We start from the raw sequence: 19750 nt of genomic DNA on the forward strand, positions 1-19750 counted from the left end.
CTATGCTGTAGATAGCTTCGTCTCGGTGGAGGCGGCGATGAACAAGCGACTTGGTGCAGCGCTGCTGATTCTTGCAGTCACGGGATGTGCCTCGTATCAGAGTGCACATGACGATACGCCTGGAATCCAACTGGCAAGACATGCGTGCCCGGATGAGCCCAGGCGCCTGGGTACGACGAGGTCTCCCTCCTGGAGCTACTCATCGGTACATATGGCCAATCTGGCCTCACCTGGCGACTCCAGCATGCGCAGCGCATTGACGCCTGCAACGAGCCCGCTGATGTTTTGGCACCGCGCTACGCCCGTGGCCTGTCTCGATTGATGCTATTACTTTTACCACTCATACGTCATACGGTTCGAGCTGGTCGGCGGCAATCGCTCAAGCAAGGCGAAATGCGTTATGTTAGTAGGCATGCATCCTTTGCCGAGTCGCTACATGACAAGCAAGCTACGCCCTGGCCGCTCCTGGAACGCTGCAGCCATTTCCTCACCTGCCGATGCTTCGAAGGCGCAGGAACCCCCCACCAAACTCAGCGATCGCGTCTATGGTGACATCGTCGAACGCATCCTGCAGGGGGAATACGGTGAAGGTGATCGGCTACCCTCCGAGGCGAAGCTGGCAGAGATGAACCGGGTATCCCGGCCCATTGTGCGCGAGGCTTTGTCCCGTCTTCGCGAAGATGGGCTGGTCCGTTCGCAGCGGGGGGCAGGCAGCTATGTCGAGTGCCGTCCGGATCGCGCCATGCTGGACTTCGCACCTCTGGAAAGTTTGGCGGATATGCAGCGATGCTTCGAATTTCGTGCTGCGCTGGAAGGGGAGTCGGCACGTCTGGCAGCGCAGCATGCTTCTCCTGCTTCACTCAAGGAGATCGAACGGGCACTGCAGCGTCTCGAGGAGTGCATCCAGGTTGGAGAACTTGGTGTCGATGCCGACTTCGGCTTCCATCTGGCCATCGCCAAGGCCACCAATAACCGCTTTTTCACCGATACACTGCTGTCACTGAAGCCGCAGATCAATTTCGGGCAGAATCTGGCGCGCAACCTGGGCTTGCGTCGCCCCGGGCAGCATTTACCGGAAGTCCAGCAGGAACACGTCCAGATACTTCAGGCCATTCGCGAGGGCGACGCTGAACGGGCCTGCCAGCGGATGCGCCAGCATATCGGCAATTCGCGCCGGCGAGTATTCGAAGGGTAAAAGCGGTCTGGGTTTCTAACCATTGTTTTATATCTGATATGACAAGTTTTATTCCCCGCACAATAAAATCTCTATAAAGACTTTTCATTTAAAAACATAGACATAAGGATTGAGCCAGCTATCTCGGTGTGCCTTTTCCTATCGCTTTCGACCAATGTCTATACGCTATGAATGGACAGATTTTACAAGTTGGCTAGTTTCAAAAAGTGAAGTACGTATACGGACCGTCCTGCCGGGCATGCGTATGCCGTTCGTCCGCTCCGCCCTGTCGGCAACAAGAACAATCGAGCGGAAGACATCGCTAGACCACAAGAAAACCAAGGAGTACGCCAATGAAACTCGCTACTACCCGTTGGGTGGGCTCACTGTCTCTGTTGGCCGCGCTAGGCCTCCCCGGATTCGCTTATGCTGAATATCCCGAACAACCCATTACCTACACGATTCCCTTTGATCCGGGCGGCGAATCCGATGTCACGGCGCGCTTTCAGGAACCCCACCTAGAGGAAATCCTGGGTGTCGACGTCAATGTGAACCACCGTCCCGGGGGCGGGGGGGCCGTGGGCTGGAGTGAGTTCCAGAACAACGCCGAGCCGACGGGCTATGAGATGATCGGGGTGAACATACCGCACATCATCGCCCAGCCCATCATGCGCGAGAATGCCGGTTACGAGACCGATGACTGGAAGATCGTGACCTTCTTCCACACTACGCCCAATGCCTTGATAGTGCCCAAGGACAGCCAGTTCGAGACGCTCGACGACCTGGTCCAGTACGCCAAGGAAAACCCCCAGGCTGTGACGCTGGGCGGCAGCGGGACGTTTAGTGCCAACCATTTGGGTGCCCTGCGCCTGGAGCGTGAAGCCGGCATCGACGTGACCTACATTCCGTTTACCGGCACGGGGCCGCTACCGGCGGCAGTGCAGGGCGGCCACGTCTCGGGCATCTTCAACTATTCGATGCTCGGTGTGCAGATGCAGGACAACGCCCGGGTACTGGCCGTGGCCTCGGAGGAACGCGTGCCGGCTCTGCCGGATGTGCCGACCTTCAAGGAACTCGGCTATGACATCGTCGGCGGTGCTTATCGCGGGGTGGCCGTGCCCAAGGACACGCCGGATGAGATCGTCAACAAGCTGGAAGAGGCGTTTGCCAAGACCAACCAGCGCATCGCCGAGAAGCAGGAGCCGCTCGGCTTCGTCATGACCGATATCACTGACGACGAGGTGGACCAGATCATTCAACAGCTCAAGTCGGCCTACCAACCCATCCTCGAAGAAGCCAAAGCCAACCAGTAAATCCATGATACCTCCCGATCCTGTGGCTTGTGCAGCTGCAGGGTCGGGTGTTGCTGGCCGCTCGTATGCGGCACGTCATGTCATCAGTGGAGTTGGCTTATGGATATGCTACTGGAAGCGCTGCTTTCGATCCTGACGCTGGAAGGACTGATCACGATCCTGGCTGGTGTAACGGCGGGGTTATTTATCGGCGCCTTGCCCGGTCTGACGGCGACCATGGCTCTGGCGGTGCTGTTGCCGTTCACCTTCACGATGTCGCCCTTGCAGGGCCTGATGGCGCTGGGGGCCGTCTATATGGGCGCGATCTACGGTGGGGCCTTTACCGCCATCCTGATCAATACGCCTGGGACGCCGTCTTCCATCGCCACGACCTTCGACGGTTATCCCATGGCTCGTCAAGGGCGCGCCTATGAGGCGCTGGCCGCTGCTACCATCGCCTCGGTCGTTGGCGGCATAGTCGGGGTGGCCTTCCTGCTGTTGCTGGCGCCGCCGCTGGCGCGGCTGGCCGTGGTGTTCGGCCCGGCGGAAATGTTCTGGGTTGCAATGCTGGGGCTGACCCTGGTCGCCAGCCTATCCAGCGGCTCACTGCTCAAGGGGCTGCTCGGCGGCTGTATCGGCATGCTGCTAAGTACTGTCGGTGTCTCGCCGATCGGCGGCGAAACCCGCTTCATCTTTGGCTTCCCGGCCCTGCAGGGCGGGATCGAGCTGATCGTGGCCCTGATCGGCTTGTTTGTCGTTCCCGAACTGATCTCGATGGCGGCCCAAGGGCGAGGCGCCCTGCCGGAGAGTGGCAAGTTACAGGGTGGCGCTGGCTCCGCCATCATGCGGATGGGCAAGCACATCTTCAGCAAGCCCATCAATCTGATCCGCTCCTGCATCATTGGTCAGATCATCGCCATCATTCCCGGTGCGGGGGGTAACGTCACCAGCCTGGTGGCATATAACGAGGCTCGTCGCTTTTCGAAGGACCCGGCGTCGTTCGGCAAGGGTAACGTCGACGGCGTGATCGCCTCGGAATCAAGCAACAACGTCATGGTAGCCGGCAGTATGGTACCCCTGCTCACCCTGGGCATTCCCGGCGCGCCGCCGGACGCCATCATTCTCGGGGTGCTGCTCATGCATGGCTTGCGCCCGGGGCTCGATCTGTTCACCGAAACCGGTGTGCTGACCAACGGCTTCATTCTCTCGATGGGCTTCGCGGCGCTGTTCCTGCTACCGGTCGGCCTGATGGGCGGTCGGTTGATTCACCGCATCGTGGTCAAGACGCCGTTCTATTTTCTGCTGCCCAGCATCGCCATGGTCACCATTCTGGGGACCTATGCGCTGCGCAACAGCATGGTTGATGTATTCATCATGCTGCTGCTGGGCACAGTGGGGTATTTCCTGCGCCTGATCGGCATCCAGGCGGCGCCCATCGTGCTGGGTATGATCCTCGGGGTCATCGCCGAGAAGGGTTACGTGCAGACCATGCTGGCAGCGGTCGTGGATCCGATTCCCTGGCTGCGTCTGGTATCCAACCCTTTGTCCATCGTCCTGGCCTGCCTGGTGGTGTTGAGTGTTGCGACCACCTTGTTGCCCGGATGGCTGGAGCGCAGCGGGCGCATGGCCAAGGTCGATCGAGACGAGGAGCAATCGCCATGACCCTGCGACTCAACACCGATCTCGCGGCGGGTCTGTTCGGCCTGCTGTTCGCCGCCTTGCTGTGGTTTCCGCGCGAGAGTATGGGACGACTGAGCATCATCTTCCCTCGTGCCATCCTGGTCATCACCGTGGCGATCTCCCTGGCCTTGATCGTCAAGGCCTTTACCAAGCCGGCGGCGCGCCGAGTGAATATCGAAGGGAATCCGGTGCGCCTGGCGGTCATGATCATCGTGCTGTTCGCCTGGTGGTACGCCATCGGCCTGCTGGGCTTTCTGCTGGCCACGGCCATCGTCTTCTTCGGTCTGACCTGGTATCTGGCGCGCGTGGAGGGGTCGGTATCGATGCGTCGTCTCGCCCAGTGGGTACCGATCGTCGCCCTGCTGATCGGCGCGTTCTATCTGGCCTTCACGCAGGTGCTGAATGTCAGATTGCCGTCCGGCATCTGGTCGTGAGCCTCGAACAATCACTATCGGCCTCAAGACAAGGAGCAAGCATGCGAATTACCGACATCAAGGAAGCGCGGGTCTCGATCGCTTCCGATATCGCCAATGCCTACATTTCGTTCGCCAAGATGGACGTCTCCATCCTGGCGATCTACACCGACGCCAAGGTCGATGGCCGCCAGGTCGTGGGGTACGGCTTCAATTCGAACGGGCGCTACGCCCAGAGTGGCCTGCTTCGTGAGCGCTTTCTGCCCCGCCTGCAGGAGGCCGATGCGGCTTCGCTAGTGGATGACAGCGGTCGCAACCTCGATCCGTTCAAGGTCTGGGCGACGGTAATGGCCAACGAGAAGCCGGGCGGCCACGGGGAGCGCTCGGTGGCGGTAGGTGTCATTGACATGGCGATCTGGGACATCGTCGCCAAGGTCGAGAACAAGCCGTTGGCGCAGCTATTGGCCGAGCGCCATGGCGACGGTGAAACGGACCGTCGCGTTTCGGTCTATGCCGCCGGCGGCTATTACCATCCCGGTAAGGAAATCCGCGGTCTTCAGGATGAGATGCGCGACTACCTGGACATGGGCTACGTGGCCACCAAGATGAAGATCGGCGGTGCGCCTTTGGATGAAGATCTATCGCGTGTCGAGGCCGCGCTCGAGATAGTGGGCGACGCGTCGCGCCTGGCGGTGGATGCCAACGGGCGTTTCGACTTGCAGACCACGCTGCAGTTTGCCGATGGCCTGGCCCCTTACGGGGTGCGCTGGTACGAGGAGGCTGGCGATCCGCTCGACTATGCCCTGCAGCGTCAGTTGTGCGAACACTATGCCGGTCCGACCGCTACGGGGGAAAACCTGTTCTCCCACCAGGACGTACGCAATCTGCTGCGCCATGGTGGCATGCGTCCCGATCGCGACATTCTGCAGATGGACCCGGTGCTGTCCTACGGACTGGTCGAATACCTGCGCATGCTCGACGAACTGCATATCCGTGGCTGGTCAACCCGCCAGTGCATCCCCCATGGGGGCCACCAGTTCGCTTTGAACATCGCGGCCGGCCTCAAACTGGGCGGCAACGAATCCTATCCGCGCGTCTTTGCGCCCTTCGGCGGTTTTGCCGACTCCACGCCGGTCGAAGACGGTCTCGTCGCCATCCCGGATAGGCCGGGCATCGGCTTCGAGGACAAGGCCGAACTCATGAAAGTCTTCCACGCCCATCTTTGAATCAGGGCCCAACGGCAAAGGATATACACCATGCGTCAGCACAGGATCGCCGTGATTCCCGGCGACGGTATCGGTATCGAGGTCATCGAGGCGGGCAAGCAGGTGCTGCAGGCCCTGGCGGAGAAAAGCGGGGAGCTGGGTTTCGCCTTTACCGACTTCTCTTGGAGTTCCGACTACTACCTGGAGCACGGACACTACATTCCCGAGGGCGGCCTGGACGAACTGGCCCGGTTCGATGCCATCTATTTCGGCTCGGTAGGCAGCCAGCAGGTGCCGGATCATGTCTCGCTCTGGGACCTGCGCCTGGCGATCTGCCAAGGCTTCGATCAGTATGCCAACGTTCGTCCGGCCCGGCTGCTGCCCGGCGTCAACAGCCGGTTGCAGGGCGCGGACAAGATCGACTGGGTGATCGTTCGCGAGAACAGCGAAGGGGAGTATTCCGGCAATGGTGGCCGGGTGCATCGCGGCCTGCCGGAGGAGATCGGCACCGAAGTCTCGATCTTCTCGCGCAAAGGCGTGGAGCGCATCCATCGCTTCGCCTTCGAGATGGCCCGAAGCCGCCCGCGAAAAAAGCTGACCCTGGTCACCAAGTCCAACGCCCAGCGACACGGCATGGTGCTGTGGGATGAAGTGTTCTTCGAGGTTGCCAGAGATTATCCCGAGGTCGAGACCGATAGAGAGCTGGTCGATGCGGTCACCACACGCATGGTACTCAAGCCGGACACCCTGGATACCGTGGTGGCGACCAACCTGCATGCCGACATCATTTCTGACCTGGCCGCGGCGCTTACGGGGAGTCTGGGGATCGCGCCCACCGCCAACCTGAATCCCGAGCGAACCTTTCCCTCCATGTTCGAGCCCATCCACGGTTCGGCCTTCGATATCGCCGGGCAGGGCATTGCCAATCCGGTCGGCGCCTTCTGGACGGCCGTGATGATGTTGGAGCATCTGGGCGAGACCACGGCAGCCGAGCGGCTCATGGCGGCCATCGAGCGGCTGACCCGTTCCGGTGTCCATTCGCAGGATCTGGGGGGCACCGCGACGACCCGGGAGCTCACCCAGGCCATCTGCGAAGACATTCGGCAGCAGAGCGACTAGAGGTTTCGCTTAACTTGCTAGGCAAAGCGCTGATCAGGGGCATTCACGAGGCACGCTCACCTATAGCGTTATGTTTACCAGAGCCGCGTTGTTCAGCGCTTGGACCGCTTCAGCGAGGATATCCTGGCCGAACCGCTCCCAACGGGGAAGTGAACAGCCGCCAATCGGCGACTGCCTGGCTTAGCGATAGCCGGATTGGCCTCGGGTCCACGGTCCCAGCCGAACTTGGGATGCAGGCGGAGACATCATCAGCAGGTTCAAGACGTCTTCGTTATCGGTCATGAATGCATCGCAGCCATCCTGACAGACAAACGGAAACTGGCCGCTGACATAGTCCACGGCACGACCGTCCGCCGTCGAGAGCTGGATCGGCCCGAGGCGGTAGGCGGTCTCGCCATCTGCCTGGGCATCTTCGGTAAACTGAAGAAACGCGACCAAGGTGACGGGCTCGCCACGCTGGCTTGTAGCGGAAAATTCGAAGGCCTCGAACATAGGCTCCTCCGTGCGCTGGCTTGTTGGTTTTGTTTACCTACAAGGTAGCACAAGGATAGCGCAAGACATGCCCTCACTAGGTGCAACGCTTCACTATTTTGTCTCTTCAGCGCAACGGGTCGAGCAGATCCTTCAGTCCGTTGTGATCGATTTCATGCATCAGTGCCAACAATGCGCCTAGCTCGCCATTGGGAAAGCCCTCGCGAGCGAACCAGTTGAGGTAAGGGCCGGGCAGATCGGCCAATAGGCGGCCCTGGTACTTACCGAAAGGCATTCTCCATTCCACCAGCTTCTTTAGGTCGTTGGGGGTCATGCGGTTCACATCGTGTTTTAAACGTAGCGGCAACGATAGTGCAATCGTTGGCCACTCGAGGGGGCTTTGCCTGCAAGGCGTCAAAGCAAAACGATACGCATAACTTTGAGATACGGCCATTTGGCGTAGCCGATACGCCGTTATGCGTTAAAGGCGTGGCATTATCATAGGTGAAGGACCTATAGGCAATCATCAGGCGCATCCGCTTAGAATGCTAACGAGCAGATTGGGTTTATTCATTGGAAGGTTAATCTCTATCAAGGATAGGTTGGCTTGGCTCAAGTCGCATGGTGGGTAAGACGGGACAAGAGTCCGAAATATTTCTAGTTGGCTGCGTTATTGGTTCTCTGTTATATTTCCCGTAATCGATATGAAATTCCTCGGAAGGGTAAGTTAATGTCATCGACACTGCAAAAATATGTTGAGAAAGAGCGCCTCTTGAAGCAGCTGAGCGAAGAGCTCAAGCAGATTGAAGGCGACCAGAACTTTCAGCGTGAGCTGGAGTTCAAAAACAAGCTCGAAGCGCTGATGAAAGATTTCGACAAGAGCGCGGCCGATGTTATCGAACTACTCCAGCCGGGTAAGCCGGCGGACACTAAAGTGTCTCAGCCGACCAGTGGCGGTGGACGCCGCAAGCGCCGTTTGAAGATCTACAAGAATCCCAATACCGGGGAAGTCGTGGAAACCCGTGGCGGCAACCAGAAGACCCTAAAGGCGTGGAAAGAAGAGCACGGTGACGAGACTGTCGAGTCTTGGTTGGTTCGTATCGAAGAATAAGCCTATCGATGCTGCGCGATAAGCGGCGGTCGCCCCTGGCAAGGGGCGGCCGTTTTTTATTGCCTTAAGTTGGCCTATAACGACCCGGCAAAGGGAAACATCGATACATTGAGAACGCATGGCGCTACTGGATGTAGCCATGGTTGGTCGCTAGGCCTGAAAGATACTTGTCGAGGTACGCACTAACAGTGCAGAGAGGCCTCTCTACGACCTGCGCTCCGGCGACTCTGAATAGCGAATGCTTTCTAACTATAGTTTGTCTATCGAATAGACATAACCGATGATGGGGTAGCCAGCCTTCTTGGCCGCTTTCTCGGCATCCAGACGGGCTTCCAGCTTCGATAGCTTGTCGGACTTATGCTCGAACATCTCATCGAGGGCGATTTGTTTTCTGCGTACCGCCAAGCGGACGATATGCCCGGTCTTGAAGCTGTCGGAAGACGTCACTGACTGCGAGCGCAAAGGTTTGGGCCGCTCCAGTTTCTTCTCCTTCACCTTTCTTTTGCCAAACTGCTCTCTGGCATGCTCAATGGCTTTGTTCTGGCGAACGATAAAATCGTCTCGTGATGAGATCAGGGCATCTTCGAAATCTTTGAAGTTTTCGCTCATGGGCTCTCCTGCGAAGGCTCTGGGCAGGCCATTCTATCAGCTATTTCGACAGCGTGAACGTTACCGGGTTCGCATGTAGCCAATGCTAACGGCACATTCTTAACACCTGTCACATATTAGCAATACATCATCATTATGCTTCAATCACTTGCCCGACAAACCTTCGCACAACAGGGTAAGTGAACGCTTGAGCCGGCCTTTGGCCGGCTTGTTCGTTTGTGCCGGAGGACTCTCGCTACCATTGACAACTGCGTCTTGTCCGTCTGTTCTGCAAGTTCCTGATGCAGGATGGCAACGCCGATGGGAGGGTTCGAGCATGCGAGACGATCCGGAGCGTAGTTCCTACAAGGCAGGCCGTACGACAGGCGGCTCACTGCTCGGGCACGGTGCCCAGCCCTCATGCCTCTTCCCGTGTCCCAGGCACTTGGCTGCGGTAGCTATATGTTTGACTGTCCTGTCCGGGTCAGTTGTCATGCCAATGGTCGCTCAGGCCGGGCCGGAACGACCATCCTTTGGATCACAGCGGGATGAGCCATCGCGTCCCGGAGTGCGCCGCTATGGCCCCCAGTACGAGGATCGTCGCTATGGGCCCGAAAGCGACAATCGGCGTTACGGGCCTCGTTCTGACAGGTCGTCACGCGACGACGGTATACGCCAACCGGACGAACGCGAGCCAGCGCCTGCCTCGAAACAAGTGCTTCCCCTGGAGCCGGTCATGCCGCCCGCGCGCAGCGAGTCCTCGTCCGACGAGTAACGCGATCGCTGTCGAAATCATCCTGTGTGCAGACTTCGCGTCGAGTATCAGCGCAGGCCGCCCGGCAGCCCCGTTGCGGCCATCTCTGGAGCACTGAGCAGCAAGCCGAGGCCCAGCGCCAGTATCAGAATGCCTCCGCAGAGCGCGAGTCCGTGGCCGGCCAGCGCCTGCCAGTGCGGCGTCGTGCGCGCCAGCAACCGGGTCGCCCGCTGCCTGGCAAAAACGGCGAACATGGCCAGGCACGACGTGGTGATTGCCGTGCCCACCGACATGGCGAGTACCGCCAGCACGCCTGCCCACCAGTAGCCCAGTAGACTGGCCACGCCGAGAACCATGACCGCACCGCTGCAAGGCCGTAGGCCGATGGCCAGCAAGGCGCCCAGGCTCTCCTTGGCATCGTGTGTCACGCCAGGGTCGATGTGGTGATGGCCGCCACAATGGTCGCATGCCGTGTCGGTATGCAGGGTAGCTGACGGCATCATTGGGGCAGCGTGGGCGAAGGCGTTGCCCATACTGTTGAAAGCCATGCCATCCATCGGCAGAAAATTCGTGTGTGGTTCCACGTCGTCAGGTTTGTACGTCAGGCGCTCGAAACTGCGCTTGAGCCGGACCAGGGCGCGCCAGGTCAGCCAGGCGCCCAGCCCGGCCAGAACGATAAAGCTGGCCTGTTCCAGCAGCCCCGTCCGGGCCATGGCCTCGCGGGTCAGCAGGCCCATCCCCCAAACCAGAACGCCGACGAGCAGGATCGCCACCAGCCCTTGCAGCAGCGCAGCAGCCACGGTCAGCACCAGGCCGCGGCGCAGAGCGGTGGGATGCGATAGCAGATAGGCAGTGATCACGGCCTTGCCGTGGCCCGGGCCCAGGGCATGGAACACCCCGTAGCCCAGACTGAGCGCCATCAGGCTCAGGCTGGTATCGAACGAGGGATGACGCGACAGCGCCATCGTCGAGAGTGTCAGGCCGCGATGCAGTTCACGCTGCCAGTCGTGCGTCTGTGCCATGACGGCTTGCGCCAGGGCCTGGCCGGCGTCGGTCATGGCCAGCAGGGTCACTCCCAGCAGGGGGAGCAGGGCGATCAGCAGGGCTAAAGGGCGGGACATGTCACCTCTCCGGTTTCCGCAAAGAAGCGCCCCAGCCCGCTAGGGGCGGCGGCATCCCTGTCCAGCGCCGCCGCGTCGGCGACCCGCTGCGGGTCGGGGTCCGCAGCGATGACGCGACTGGCGCAATCGGTGGGAGCGTTGTGCAGAGCGATCGGCGTATCGGCATCCGGGTCGTAGAGAAACTCGATGTAATAGGTATCGTCGTAGATCTGCCAGGTGAGCGGTGAGCCTCCGAGCGCTAGCGGTTCGGCCAGCGGGACCACGAAACGGAACGTCAGACGCTGATCGTCGTTTTGGCGAATGGAATAGTCGCGCAGGTCCCCCAGATCGACGCGCTCGCCAGCGTGTGCAACGTGCGTCAGGTAATGCTCGCCGCGCAGGTTCTGGGCGATTTCCTCGCCGAGCATGTCCAGGCGTTGCTCCATGCTTTCCTCGCCTGCAGCCCGGGCCAGTTCTTCAGTCAGAGTCAGGCTGTAGAATGGGTCCATCTTCCAGACCTGTTCCAGGGCTACGACGCGGGCCTGATCGTCGAAATGCAGGACCACCCGATAATCTACCCAGCCATGCGGATGGGCCAGTGCCGTCATGGGCACGAAGCCGATGAGCATGAGCCAGGGCGCAATATGTCGAGACAGACGGGACATCATGGGAAGGCTTTCTCCAGGCAATGCCAATGAAGCAGGCCCGGGTCGCTCGTCACGAGCCGGCCCGGGCGCAACATACTCTACGTGCGTATGTGCCGATGGGCTATCCCCGGTCAACCCACGGCCTTGGTCGACGAATGCGTCGACCGGTAGCGAATGCCCGCATCGATCGTTGCCATCACGATCATCGAGGCACCGACCAGCGGGAAGATCACCCCTCCGATGGCGAGCAGAGCCAGCACGCCGCGCAGCTTGCGGGGATCCTGCGGCGCCGGCGGCACACCGAGGCGGCCGGTGGGGCGGCGCATCCACCACATGACGCCCGAGGCGACGCACAGCAGCACGATTCCGGCGCAGACCAGCGCCAAGACGACTTGGTTGACGATGCCGAACTCTTGGCCCAAGTGGACATTGACCCCCCATTCCAGCGTCTGTCCCAACGGGCCGTAGTCGGCGTAACTCATGTCGAGCAGCGGTTCGCCCGTGTACTGATCGAGATGCACGACTCGCTGCTGGCTGAGGTCGTCGGGGTAAATCGAGCCGGTATACACGTCGCTGGCGGCGCTGGGCAAACTGACCGCATAACCCGGCGTCAGTTCCAGTGCATCGAAGCGGGCAATGGCACGATCGAGGCCGATCGCGGACGTGTCGCTCTCCGCGGATGCAGGTAGCTGTGCCTGCTCCAGCGACCAGGGCGTCAACTCGCGCTCGGCGAGTCGGGCATCGGACATGGGCACGTTGACTCGCACGCCGTCGGGATAGCCGAAATTATTGCCGTTGGCGAGTTCGTTGACCTTGCTGCCCCACACCGCCGACCAGGGCATGCCGGTCACGGCCAGGAACAGGATGAAGCCCCCCACGAAGACACCAGTGACCGCATGCAGGTCACGCCAGAACAGCCGCTTTGACGGGCGCGAGCGCACCGAGACCACGCCGCCGCGCTGGCCTCGCGGCCACCACAGGTAGAGCCCGGTCAGCACCAGCAGGATCGTCCAGCCAGCCACGATCTCGATGATCATGCTCGCCGTGGTACCGAAATAGCTGAGACTGTGCAGCTGGCGGATCGTCCACATCACGCTGCCCCGATAGGGCAGACTGCCAGTCACGTCGCCGGAGTAAGGGTCGACATAGACGGCGCGCTTGTCGCCGTCGGCAGTTCGGATGTCGATTTCGGTCGCCAGGTCAGGGGTGGCGGGGGTGACATAGCGAAACGCCTTGCCCGGCTGGGCCGCAAGTGCCGCGTTCAACTGGGCCTGGGCCGAGGCCGGTGGCGTCGACTGAGCCTCCACGCGCAGCGTATCGGCATACCACCACTGTTCGACCTCGTCCTTGAAGAGATACAGGGCGCCGGTAACGGCCAGCAGAATCAAGAAAGGTAAAGCGATCAGTCCGGCATAGAAGTGCCAGCGCCACACGGCACGGTAGAGATCGTTGACGTCGCGTCGGGTACGGGACATGAAGGAATTCCTCACGGGACACACTGGGGCTTGTCGCCGGTGGGACAAGCCATGGCCGCCGTCGCCAACGGTACGGGCGATTGTCGTCGTGCATATACACCCTATGCCCTGGCGGCAGCGATGATGTTGCGCTGTTTCAGCGGTCGGCGGACGGTGGGGCGCGGGTGAGGGCGTGAGGAAAGACCGCAAGACTGCCATGCGCCGAGCGCGTGTCGGCACTCGGCTCGTCTGCGATCGGCAAAGGCATGCGCGCCATGGGCGGCAGAACGCCGGTGAGCACGGGGAAATGTTGGAATAGCGAGCAGTAGCCGCACTGCTCGTGCCAGTCGATCACACCCCCAAGCGTATGATGCGGCGCCGGCGCCATGGCCGCCATCGGGACATCTGAATGGTGGTGGCCCGATTTGTCGAACGCGCTGAGCTGACCGATGACCGGGCCGGTCACCAACAGCAGCATGGCGATCAGCGCCAGGTGAGCAGCGTGGCGGTAAGCCCGGGCATGACGACGAAGCGGCATGAGTAAACCAACGCGGCAAGAAGAAACGCCACATGCTATCCCAGGTCGGGGCTTGACGTATGCCCGGCCGCGTCAGTTTGACGCATTTCGAACGGCCGGCTGGAAACAGGAACACGTCTCAATCTACTCTTTAAAGTTGCAATCCTTTTCCTCATGGGCATGATGGAGTGCGATAGTTCTTTCCCTGCTCAAGGTTACCGGTAGCTCATGACCTCCCACTTCGATGCCAGCCGTGAGTCCCTGATGGCACCCGACAGTCATGTCGAGGGGTTCCGCAAGGCTCGGGATGCCCGTCGCACGGAGCTGTTCGAGGATTATGTCGAGCTGATCGATGATCTGATCGGCGAACAGGGCGAGGCGCGCCAGGTCGATATCGCCCGGCGTCTCGGTGTGACCCAGCCGACGGTGGCCAAGATGCTCAACCGACTCGTCGAAGAGGGGTTGATCGTCAAGCGTCCCTATCGTGGGCTCTTTCTGACGAAAGCGGGAGAAGGATTGGCAGCGGCGAGCCGTCGCCGTCACATGATCGTCGAAGCCGTGCTATGCCGTATGGGCGTGAGTGCCGACACTGCACGTATCGATGCCGAGGGCATCGAACATCATGTCAGCGGCGAGACATTGGCTGCGTTCGAGCAATTCCTGAAAGAAACCTGAGCGACATCGAGCCATACAGTTAAGGCTGAGATTGCGGGCCTTGACGTGTGACACGGTTTTGCCTAGTTATATAGCAAAGGCTATATAGTTTAGCCAGGGTCAGCTGGAGAGACGATGAAGCAAGGGTTGGTATGGGGGCTATTGGTGTTCCTGTTGCTGGGGGCATCCTCGAGTCAGGCGCAGCAGGCACCGCCGCCACTCAAGGTTGTGGTTACCATTGGCATGCTCGGCGACGTGGCCGAGCATGTCGGAGGCGATTGCGTCGAGGTAACGGCCCTCATGGGGCCGGGGGTCGACCCGCACCTCTACCAAGCGAGTGCCAGGGATGTGTACACCCTGCAGAAAGCGGACCTCATTCTTTATTCGGGATATACCCTGGAAGGCCAGCTCGGTGAGGTGCTGGAGCGCTTCGGTGAGATCAAACCCACGCTTGCCGTGGCCCCCGCCTCCATCGACAGAGACGCCCTGATTACCGTTCAGGGCAGCTACGGTATCGACCCCCACCTGTGGATGGCCGCCGACCTGTGGGCACAGACCATTCCGACCGTTGCCGAGGCACTGATCGAGCAGCGGCCGAGCTGCGAAGCGTTGATTCGGCGCAATGCCAAGGATTATGCCGCCCAGCTCGAGGCGCTGCACGAGTGGATCGAGGCCAGTATCGCGACGATTCCCGACACGCAACGCATCCTGGTCACCGCCCATGACGCCTTCAACTACTACGGGCGTGCCTACGGTATCGAGGTGGCCGGCATTCAGGGCATCAGTACGGCAACCGAGACCGGAATCGCGGATATTCGTGAAATGGCCGATGTCGTCGTCGAGCGCAAGGTGCCGGCCATGTTCGTCGAAAGCACCATCAATCCGCGGACCGTCCAGGCCGTGGTCAACGCCGCCAGGCAGCAGGGCCAGCCGGTGTCGATCGGAGCGCAGCTCTACTCGGATGCCATGGGGGAGGCCGGTACGGCCGGCGGGACCTACCTGGGCATGCTCTATTTCAATACCCGGCACATCGTCGAAGCACTGGGTGGCAGGCTGCCTGCCTTGCCCGACGCCTTGAATGGCTGGGCACAGCGGTGGGATATCGCCATCGACCAAACACATGAGGACGCCCCGAGGCCTGATGACGCGAAAGGGGCGCATTCATAGGACCGTGAATATGGCAGAGCTGCATGAGCCGAACCTGGCGCTGCATGTCGAAGACCTGACCGTCAGTTACCAGAGCAAGCCGGTGTTGTGGGATATCGACTTCGATGTTCCGCCCGGTGTGATGGCCGCCATCGTCGGCCCCAATGGTGCCGGCAAGAGCACCCTGATCAAGAGCGTGTTGGGGCTGGTCCCCGCAGTTGCGGGCCACGTCACGCTGTTCGGTCGGCCCTACAAGGAGCAGCGCCGACGCGTAGGCTACGTGCCGCAGCGCTCCAGTGTCGACTGGGATTTTCCTACCACCGCGCTGGACGTGGTCACCATGGGACTTTATGGCCGCCTGGGATGGCTGAAGCGCCCAGGCCGGCGCGAGCGCCAGGAAGCCATGCAGGCGCTGGAAAAGGTAGGCATGCAGGACTTTGCGCAGCGCCAGATCAGCCAGCTATCCGGCGGGCAGCAGCAGCGGGTATTTCTCGCCCGGGCCTTGGTCCAGAACGCCGACGTCTATTTCCTCGACGAGCCCATGGCGGGGGTCGATGCCACCACTGAAAAGGCTATCGTCGATATCCTGCGGCGGCTGCGTGACGAGGGCAAGACCGTGATCGTGGTGCACCATGACCTGCAGACCGTGCGGACCTATTTCGACTGGCTGCTGTTGCTCAACGTGCGCGTCATTGCCCAGGGCGAGGTCGCTGATGTCTATACCGCGACTAACCTGCGCAAGGCCTACGGTGGACAGATTGCCCTGCTCGACGAGAGCGCATTTCTGCCGCCGCAGGAGCGTGACGTGCCGGTGACCGAGAAGTTGCCATGACGATGCTCGATTGGTTGCAGGACTACACCATCCAGAATGTCGTGATCGGGGCGGCCTTGCTGGGATTGATCAGTGGCGTGTTGGGCAGTTTTGCCGTGCTGCGCAAGCAGAGCTTGCTCGGCGATACACTCTCTCACGCGGCCCTCCCCGGTATATGTATTGGCTTCATCATTGCCGGTACCCGCAACATCGGCAGCATTCTGCTCGGTGCTCTCGTCTCCGGGGCGCTGGCGGCGCTACTGATGGTGGTGTTGACCCGCAACAGTCGGCTCAAGACCGATGCCGGCCTGGGCATCACGCTAAGCACTTTCTTCGCCCTTGGTGTAGTACTGCTGACTCACATCCAGGGCATGAACAATGCCTCGCAGGGTGGTCTCGATTCCTTCCTGTTCGGCCAGGCCGCCGCCACCCTACGCAGCGATCTATGGATCATGGGCGGCATTACTGTCGCTGCCCTGGGGTTGGTGGCGTTGCTGTGGAAGGAATTCAAGCTGGTTTCCTTCGACCCGGGATTCGCGGCCTCACTGGGCCTGCCCGTAGTCTGGCTGGAAGTGCTGCTGACGGTGATGATCGCCCTGGCCGTGGTGGTGGGGCTGCAGATGGTCGGCGTCGTGCTGATGGCGGCCATGGTCATCGCGCCGGCAGTCGCGGCACGCCAGTGGAGTCATCGGCTGGAGGGCATGGTCACCCTGGCGGCCATTATCGGCGTGTGCGGCGGCGTCTTCGGCGCCCTGCTAAGCGCCCTGTCGCGCGGACTTGCTACCGGGCCGTTGATCATTCTCAGCGTATCGAGCGTGGTCATCGTCTCGCTACTGTTCGCACCGGGGCGCGGCTTCCTGTGGGAGGCCGTGCGGCTGCGGAGAAGCCGTCGGCGCCTGCGCTACCAGCAGGTACTGACCACGCTCTACCAGCTCGCCGCTCACCATGCCGATTCCGCCTACCGCTCGGGACAGGGCATGATCGATACCTACCATGGCACCAGCACCCAGCGAGCCCTGCACAAGCTGCATCGCCGAGGCTACGTCGAGCGCCATGCAGCACCACCGCAAGAGCCGGGCCGGGCGGGCCAGTGGGTGCTGACCCCAGCGGGCATCAGTGAAGCCGAGCGCATCCTCGAGACGCTGGGGCGGGAGGAAATCTGATGCTGACGGCCGTCTTCGATAACATTCCCTTGATGATCATGCTGGTCGGCATGCTGGTGGGCATCGCCTCGTCATTGGTCGGCACCTTCCTGGTCCTGCGCGGCTCCAGCATGCTATCCGATGCCATTGGCCATTCCATCGTGTTCGGTATCGTCGTCGTCTGGCTGCTGACGCACCAGCAAAGTGGCCCTATCCAGATCGTGGGGGCGGCACTCACCGGTATCCTGACGGTGTTCTTGACCGAGTTGCTCGTCAGCACGCAGCGAGTGAAAAAGGATGCCGCCATCGGCCTGGTCTTCCCGGTGCTGTTCTCCATCGGCGTGCTGTTGCTCAACCTGTACGCCCGCGATGTGCATATCGATACCCATACCGTGCTGCTGGGTGAAATCGGCTTCGTGTGGCTCGACACCGTAACGTTGGGCGGTTATCGCGTTCCGCAGTCATTGCTGTCGATGGGCGGCATGACCCTGCTCAACGGGCTTTTCGTGCTGCTGTTCTACAAGGAGCTCAAGCTTGCCACCTTCGATGCGCCCCTGGCGAAGGCGCTGGGTTTTGCGCCCGGCGTGCTGTTCTATGCGCTGCTGATGCTGACCAGTGGCACCGCCGTAGCGGCGTTCGATGCCGTGGGAGCCGTGCTGTTCGTGGCTTTCGTTATCGTGCCCCCCTCTACGGCCTATCTGCTGACCAACCGGTTATGGCTGATGTTCGTTTACGGCACGCTGGTCTCGGTGCTTTCGAGTGTGTCCGGCTACTACCTGGCGGTAATGTGGGATGTGTCGATCGGCGGCATGATGGCTGTCATGACTGGCGTATTCCTGCTGCTGGCCTTCCTGGCAGGCCCCCATTATGGCCTGCTCGCCCAAGTGGCGAGGCGGCGAGGGCAACGGCGCTTGAACGAGAACCGGACCCTGGCTGTCCACCTGTACAATCATGAAGGCGAGCCGGAACAGGCGGTCGAGAACGTCACCCAGGCGTTACGCGAACACCTGCACTGGGATACCGCCAAGGCGCGGCGCGTGGTGCAGCGAAGCCGTGAGCAGGGGCATATCCTCCTGCAGGGCGAACGCTTGCACCTGACCCCTGCTGGACGTGCCATCGCCCGGGAAATCCTCGAACCGACGCAGCTATGATACTCACGGGTGGGGCGGTATGCGTTGAGTCTGCGCTATAGTGGGCAATGTTAAGGTTTGTTAGGCCTGCCCAACCGGGGCGCATTGCCAACTTGTCAACGGGGGCGCGATGACACACCAGGACTACCTGCATGAACTGATCGCGAATGCCAGCGAACGGCTCACCACGCCACTGGACGTCAAAGACGTGCATGCGCTGCGTCTGACCTGCAAGCGTCTGCGTGCAGCCTGGCAGTTACAGCGTATCGACCTGCCGCGCAAGGCGGTGAAGGCCCGGGAAGAGAACCCCAAGACGCTTGCCAAGTCGTTGGAAGGCTCGCGGGAAACGGCGGTTCGTCATGCCATGCTGGGCTGGGTGATGCCGCGTGTCGAATCGCGCTTGCGTCCGCCCCTGGCGCGCCTACGGGCGTCGATGGCGGCCCAGCTCGACAAGCAACCCATCGATGCGGACCGACAAGCGTTGTTGGCCGCCTTTGAGTACGAGACACAGCAGTGGGATGCCGAACCACTGACGCAGAAGCGGACCAGGAAAGGGCTCAAGCAGACTCGCAGCAAGGTGCAGCGTCTGGCCAAGCGGAGTGCAAAAAGCCGTGAAGTCGCTCAGTGCCACCGTTGGCGCAAATGGGTGAAATACCTGACCTATCAGCAGGAGATGCGCGCAGCCGTCGAGGGCAAGCCCGGCAAGGATGCGCATGATCGTCTCAAGAAGCTTGCCAAGCGCCTGGGGCGCCAGCACGATCTGGCGAATCTCAATGCATGGGTGAAGGAGACGGACAAGCTCGACGATGCTACACGTCAGGCGCTGGCCGCTGTACTGGATCGGCTCGCCGAGGAGCAGTTGGACAAGGCGCTACGCCAAGGCAGGAAGCTTGGTTGGCTGTGATCCGTGATGCAGGCGTCTCACAGCGACCGGCCACGTGTACACGAGACGCGGCGCGGCTTGTTTCGGCCTATCTCGCCCAGCGCCAGCAACCAGACCAGCGGGCCCGCAGCGAGGATGACCAGCAGGCCGGTCCATGTTCGGCACAGATGCGCAATACGCCGTCGGGCATGCAGGCCTCGGGTGATGACGAAGCCAATGTGGGCCCAGACGAGAAGTATGGGCAACGCGCTCATGATGCTTCATTCCTCTGTGGTGATGTGATCGACCGGTAGGCTCAGGGAGCAGCAAACCAGTTACGGCTAAGGGCTTGCGTGCAACATTCCTGGGTTATCGGCCAGTCTGGCTAAAAATTGACCAATAAATCGTGCCGTTGCAGGCCGCATGGCTTGACTCTCCCCCCGCAGTGCTTTCCGTCAATGACAGCCTATCCATTTTGGA

21 protein-coding genes are annotated in these 19750 nt (G+C 60.9%); 13 read left to right on the plus strand and 8 right to left on the minus strand.

All coding sequences use genetic code 11. The features are described 5' to 3' along the window. Window positions 1-436 precede the first annotated feature (436 nt). The 6 genes from MHM84_RS08290 (at window position 437) to MHM84_RS08315 (ending at window position 6883) form a co-directional block, all read left to right on the plus strand. Window positions 437-1195: a FadR/GntR family transcriptional regulator gene (locus tag MHM84_RS08290; protein WP_239264741.1), complete on the plus strand. Its 759-nt coding sequence runs from the start codon at window positions 437-439 to the stop codon at window positions 1193-1195. A gap of 332 nt (window positions 1196-1527) precedes the next feature. Then, on the plus strand, window positions 1528-2487 hold the full coding sequence (locus MHM84_RS08295) for a tripartite tricarboxylate transporter substrate binding protein (RefSeq protein WP_239264743.1): 960 nt from the start codon (window positions 1528-1530) through the stop codon (window positions 2485-2487). A 99-nt stretch (window positions 2488-2586) separates the two neighbouring features. Continuing rightward, complete coding sequence (locus tag MHM84_RS08300; protein WP_239264745.1) at window positions 2587-4128, plus strand: tripartite tricarboxylate transporter permease; 1542 nt, start codon at window positions 2587-2589, stop codon at window positions 4126-4128. Next, window positions 4125-4580, plus strand: a complete 456-nt coding sequence (locus MHM84_RS08305; protein WP_239264747.1) for a tripartite tricarboxylate transporter TctB family protein — start codon at window positions 4125-4127, stop codon at window positions 4578-4580. Before MHM84_RS08300 ends, MHM84_RS08305 begins: the two co-directional genes overlap by 4 nt. A gap of 41 nt (window positions 4581-4621) precedes the next feature. Continuing rightward, complete coding sequence (locus MHM84_RS08310) at window positions 4622-5785, plus strand: mandelate racemase/muconate lactonizing enzyme family protein (protein WP_239264749.1); 1164 nt, start codon at window positions 4622-4624, stop codon at window positions 5783-5785. 30 nt (window positions 5786-5815) lie between these two features. Then, a complete protein-coding gene (locus MHM84_RS08315; protein ID WP_239264751.1) occupies window positions 5816-6883 on the plus strand; it encodes a tartrate dehydrogenase in 1068 nt (355 codons plus the stop codon). A gap of 180 nt (window positions 6884-7063) precedes the next feature. On the opposite strand, the gene MHM84_RS08320 is transcribed toward MHM84_RS08315, so the two are convergent. Both MHM84_RS08320 and MHM84_RS08325 read right to left on the minus strand, forming a co-directional pair. Beyond that, window positions 7064-7375 carry a hypothetical protein gene (locus MHM84_RS08320; RefSeq protein ID WP_239264753.1) on the minus strand — a complete coding sequence of 104 codons (312 nt, stop codon included), beginning with the start codon at window positions 7373-7375 and terminating at the stop codon, window positions 7064-7066. Window positions 7376-7481: 106 nt separating this feature from the next. Beyond that, complete coding sequence (locus MHM84_RS08325; protein WP_239264755.1) at window positions 7482-7688, minus strand: DUF3820 family protein; 207 nt, start codon at window positions 7686-7688, stop codon at window positions 7482-7484. Window positions 7689-8084: 396 nt separating this feature from the next. On the opposite strand from MHM84_RS08325, the gene MHM84_RS08330 reads away from it, so the two are divergent. Continuing rightward, window positions 8085-8465 (plus strand): histone-like nucleoid-structuring protein, MvaT/MvaU family, encoded by a 381-nt coding sequence (locus tag MHM84_RS08330; RefSeq protein ID WP_239264757.1) that lies wholly within the window; start codon window positions 8085-8087, stop codon window positions 8463-8465. Window positions 8466-8714: 249 nt separating this feature from the next. On the opposite strand, the gene MHM84_RS08335 is transcribed toward MHM84_RS08330, so the two are convergent. The 5 genes from MHM84_RS08335 to MHM84_RS08355 form a co-directional block, all read right to left on the minus strand. Then, window positions 8715-9074 (minus strand): hypothetical protein, encoded by a 360-nt coding sequence (locus MHM84_RS08335; protein ID WP_239264759.1) that lies wholly within the window; start codon window positions 9072-9074, stop codon window positions 8715-8717. An 801-nt stretch (window positions 9075-9875) separates the two neighbouring features. Further along, window positions 9876-10928 (minus strand): nickel/cobalt transporter, encoded by a 1053-nt coding sequence (locus MHM84_RS08340; RefSeq protein WP_239264762.1) that lies wholly within the window; start codon window positions 10926-10928, stop codon window positions 9876-9878. Then, window positions 10913-11575, minus strand: coding sequence for a DUF1007 family protein (locus MHM84_RS08345; protein WP_239264764.1), 663 nt, complete (start codon window positions 11573-11575; stop codon window positions 10913-10915). Before MHM84_RS08345 ends, MHM84_RS08340 begins: the two co-directional genes overlap by 16 nt. A 110-nt stretch (window positions 11576-11685) precedes the next feature. Then, complete coding sequence (locus tag MHM84_RS08350) at window positions 11686-13029, minus strand: PepSY domain-containing protein (protein WP_239264766.1); 1344 nt, start codon at window positions 13027-13029, stop codon at window positions 11686-11688. A gap of 136 nt (window positions 13030-13165) precedes the next feature. After that, window positions 13166-13546: a DUF2946 domain-containing protein gene (locus MHM84_RS08355; RefSeq protein WP_239264769.1), complete on the minus strand. Its 381-nt coding sequence runs from the start codon at window positions 13544-13546 to the stop codon at window positions 13166-13168. 207 nt (window positions 13547-13753) lie between these two features. On the opposite strand from MHM84_RS08355, the gene mntR reads away from it, so the two are divergent. The 6 genes from mntR to MHM84_RS08385 all read left to right on the plus strand — a co-directional run bounded on the left by mntR (window position 13754) and on the right by MHM84_RS08385 (window position 19312). Beyond that, entirely contained in the window at window positions 13754-14200 is a 447-nt protein-coding gene (gene mntR / locus MHM84_RS08360) for a manganese-binding transcriptional regulator MntR (protein ID WP_239264772.1), read from the plus strand. Between the two features lie 114 nt (window positions 14201-14314). Next, window positions 14315-15346 carry a zinc ABC transporter substrate-binding protein gene (locus tag MHM84_RS08365; RefSeq protein WP_239264775.1) on the plus strand — a complete coding sequence of 344 codons (1032 nt, stop codon included), beginning with the start codon at window positions 14315-14317 and terminating at the stop codon, window positions 15344-15346. A gap of 10 nt (window positions 15347-15356) precedes the next feature. Continuing rightward, window positions 15357-16157 carry a metal ABC transporter ATP-binding protein gene (locus tag MHM84_RS08370; protein ID WP_239264778.1) on the plus strand — a complete coding sequence of 267 codons (801 nt, stop codon included), beginning with the start codon at window positions 15357-15359 and terminating at the stop codon, window positions 16155-16157. Beyond that, window positions 16154-17299, plus strand: coding sequence for a metal ABC transporter permease (locus MHM84_RS08375; RefSeq protein ID WP_239264780.1), 1146 nt, complete (start codon window positions 16154-16156; stop codon window positions 17297-17299). Before MHM84_RS08370 ends, MHM84_RS08375 begins: the two co-directional genes overlap by 4 nt. Then, complete coding sequence (locus tag MHM84_RS08380; RefSeq protein WP_239264782.1) at window positions 17299-18429, plus strand: metal ABC transporter permease; 1131 nt, start codon at window positions 17299-17301, stop codon at window positions 18427-18429. The genes MHM84_RS08375 and MHM84_RS08380 overlap by 1 nt, the downstream gene beginning before the upstream one ends. 109 nt (window positions 18430-18538) lie before the next feature. After that, window positions 18539-19312, plus strand: a complete 774-nt coding sequence (locus MHM84_RS08385) for a CHAD domain-containing protein (RefSeq protein ID WP_239264784.1) — start codon at window positions 18539-18541, stop codon at window positions 19310-19312. A gap of 17 nt (window positions 19313-19329) precedes the next feature. Here the strand turns inward: MHM84_RS08385 and MHM84_RS08390 are convergent, their stop codons facing one another. Continuing rightward, on the minus strand, window positions 19330-19545 hold the full coding sequence (locus MHM84_RS08390) for a hypothetical protein (protein WP_239264785.1): 216 nt from the start codon (window positions 19543-19545) through the stop codon (window positions 19330-19332). Window positions 19546-19750 lie beyond the last annotated feature (205 nt).

It is taken from the genome of Halomonas sp. McH1-25 (assembly GCF_022348165.1).
Classification (GTDB): Bacteria; Pseudomonadota; Gammaproteobacteria; order Pseudomonadales; family Halomonadaceae; genus Modicisalibacter.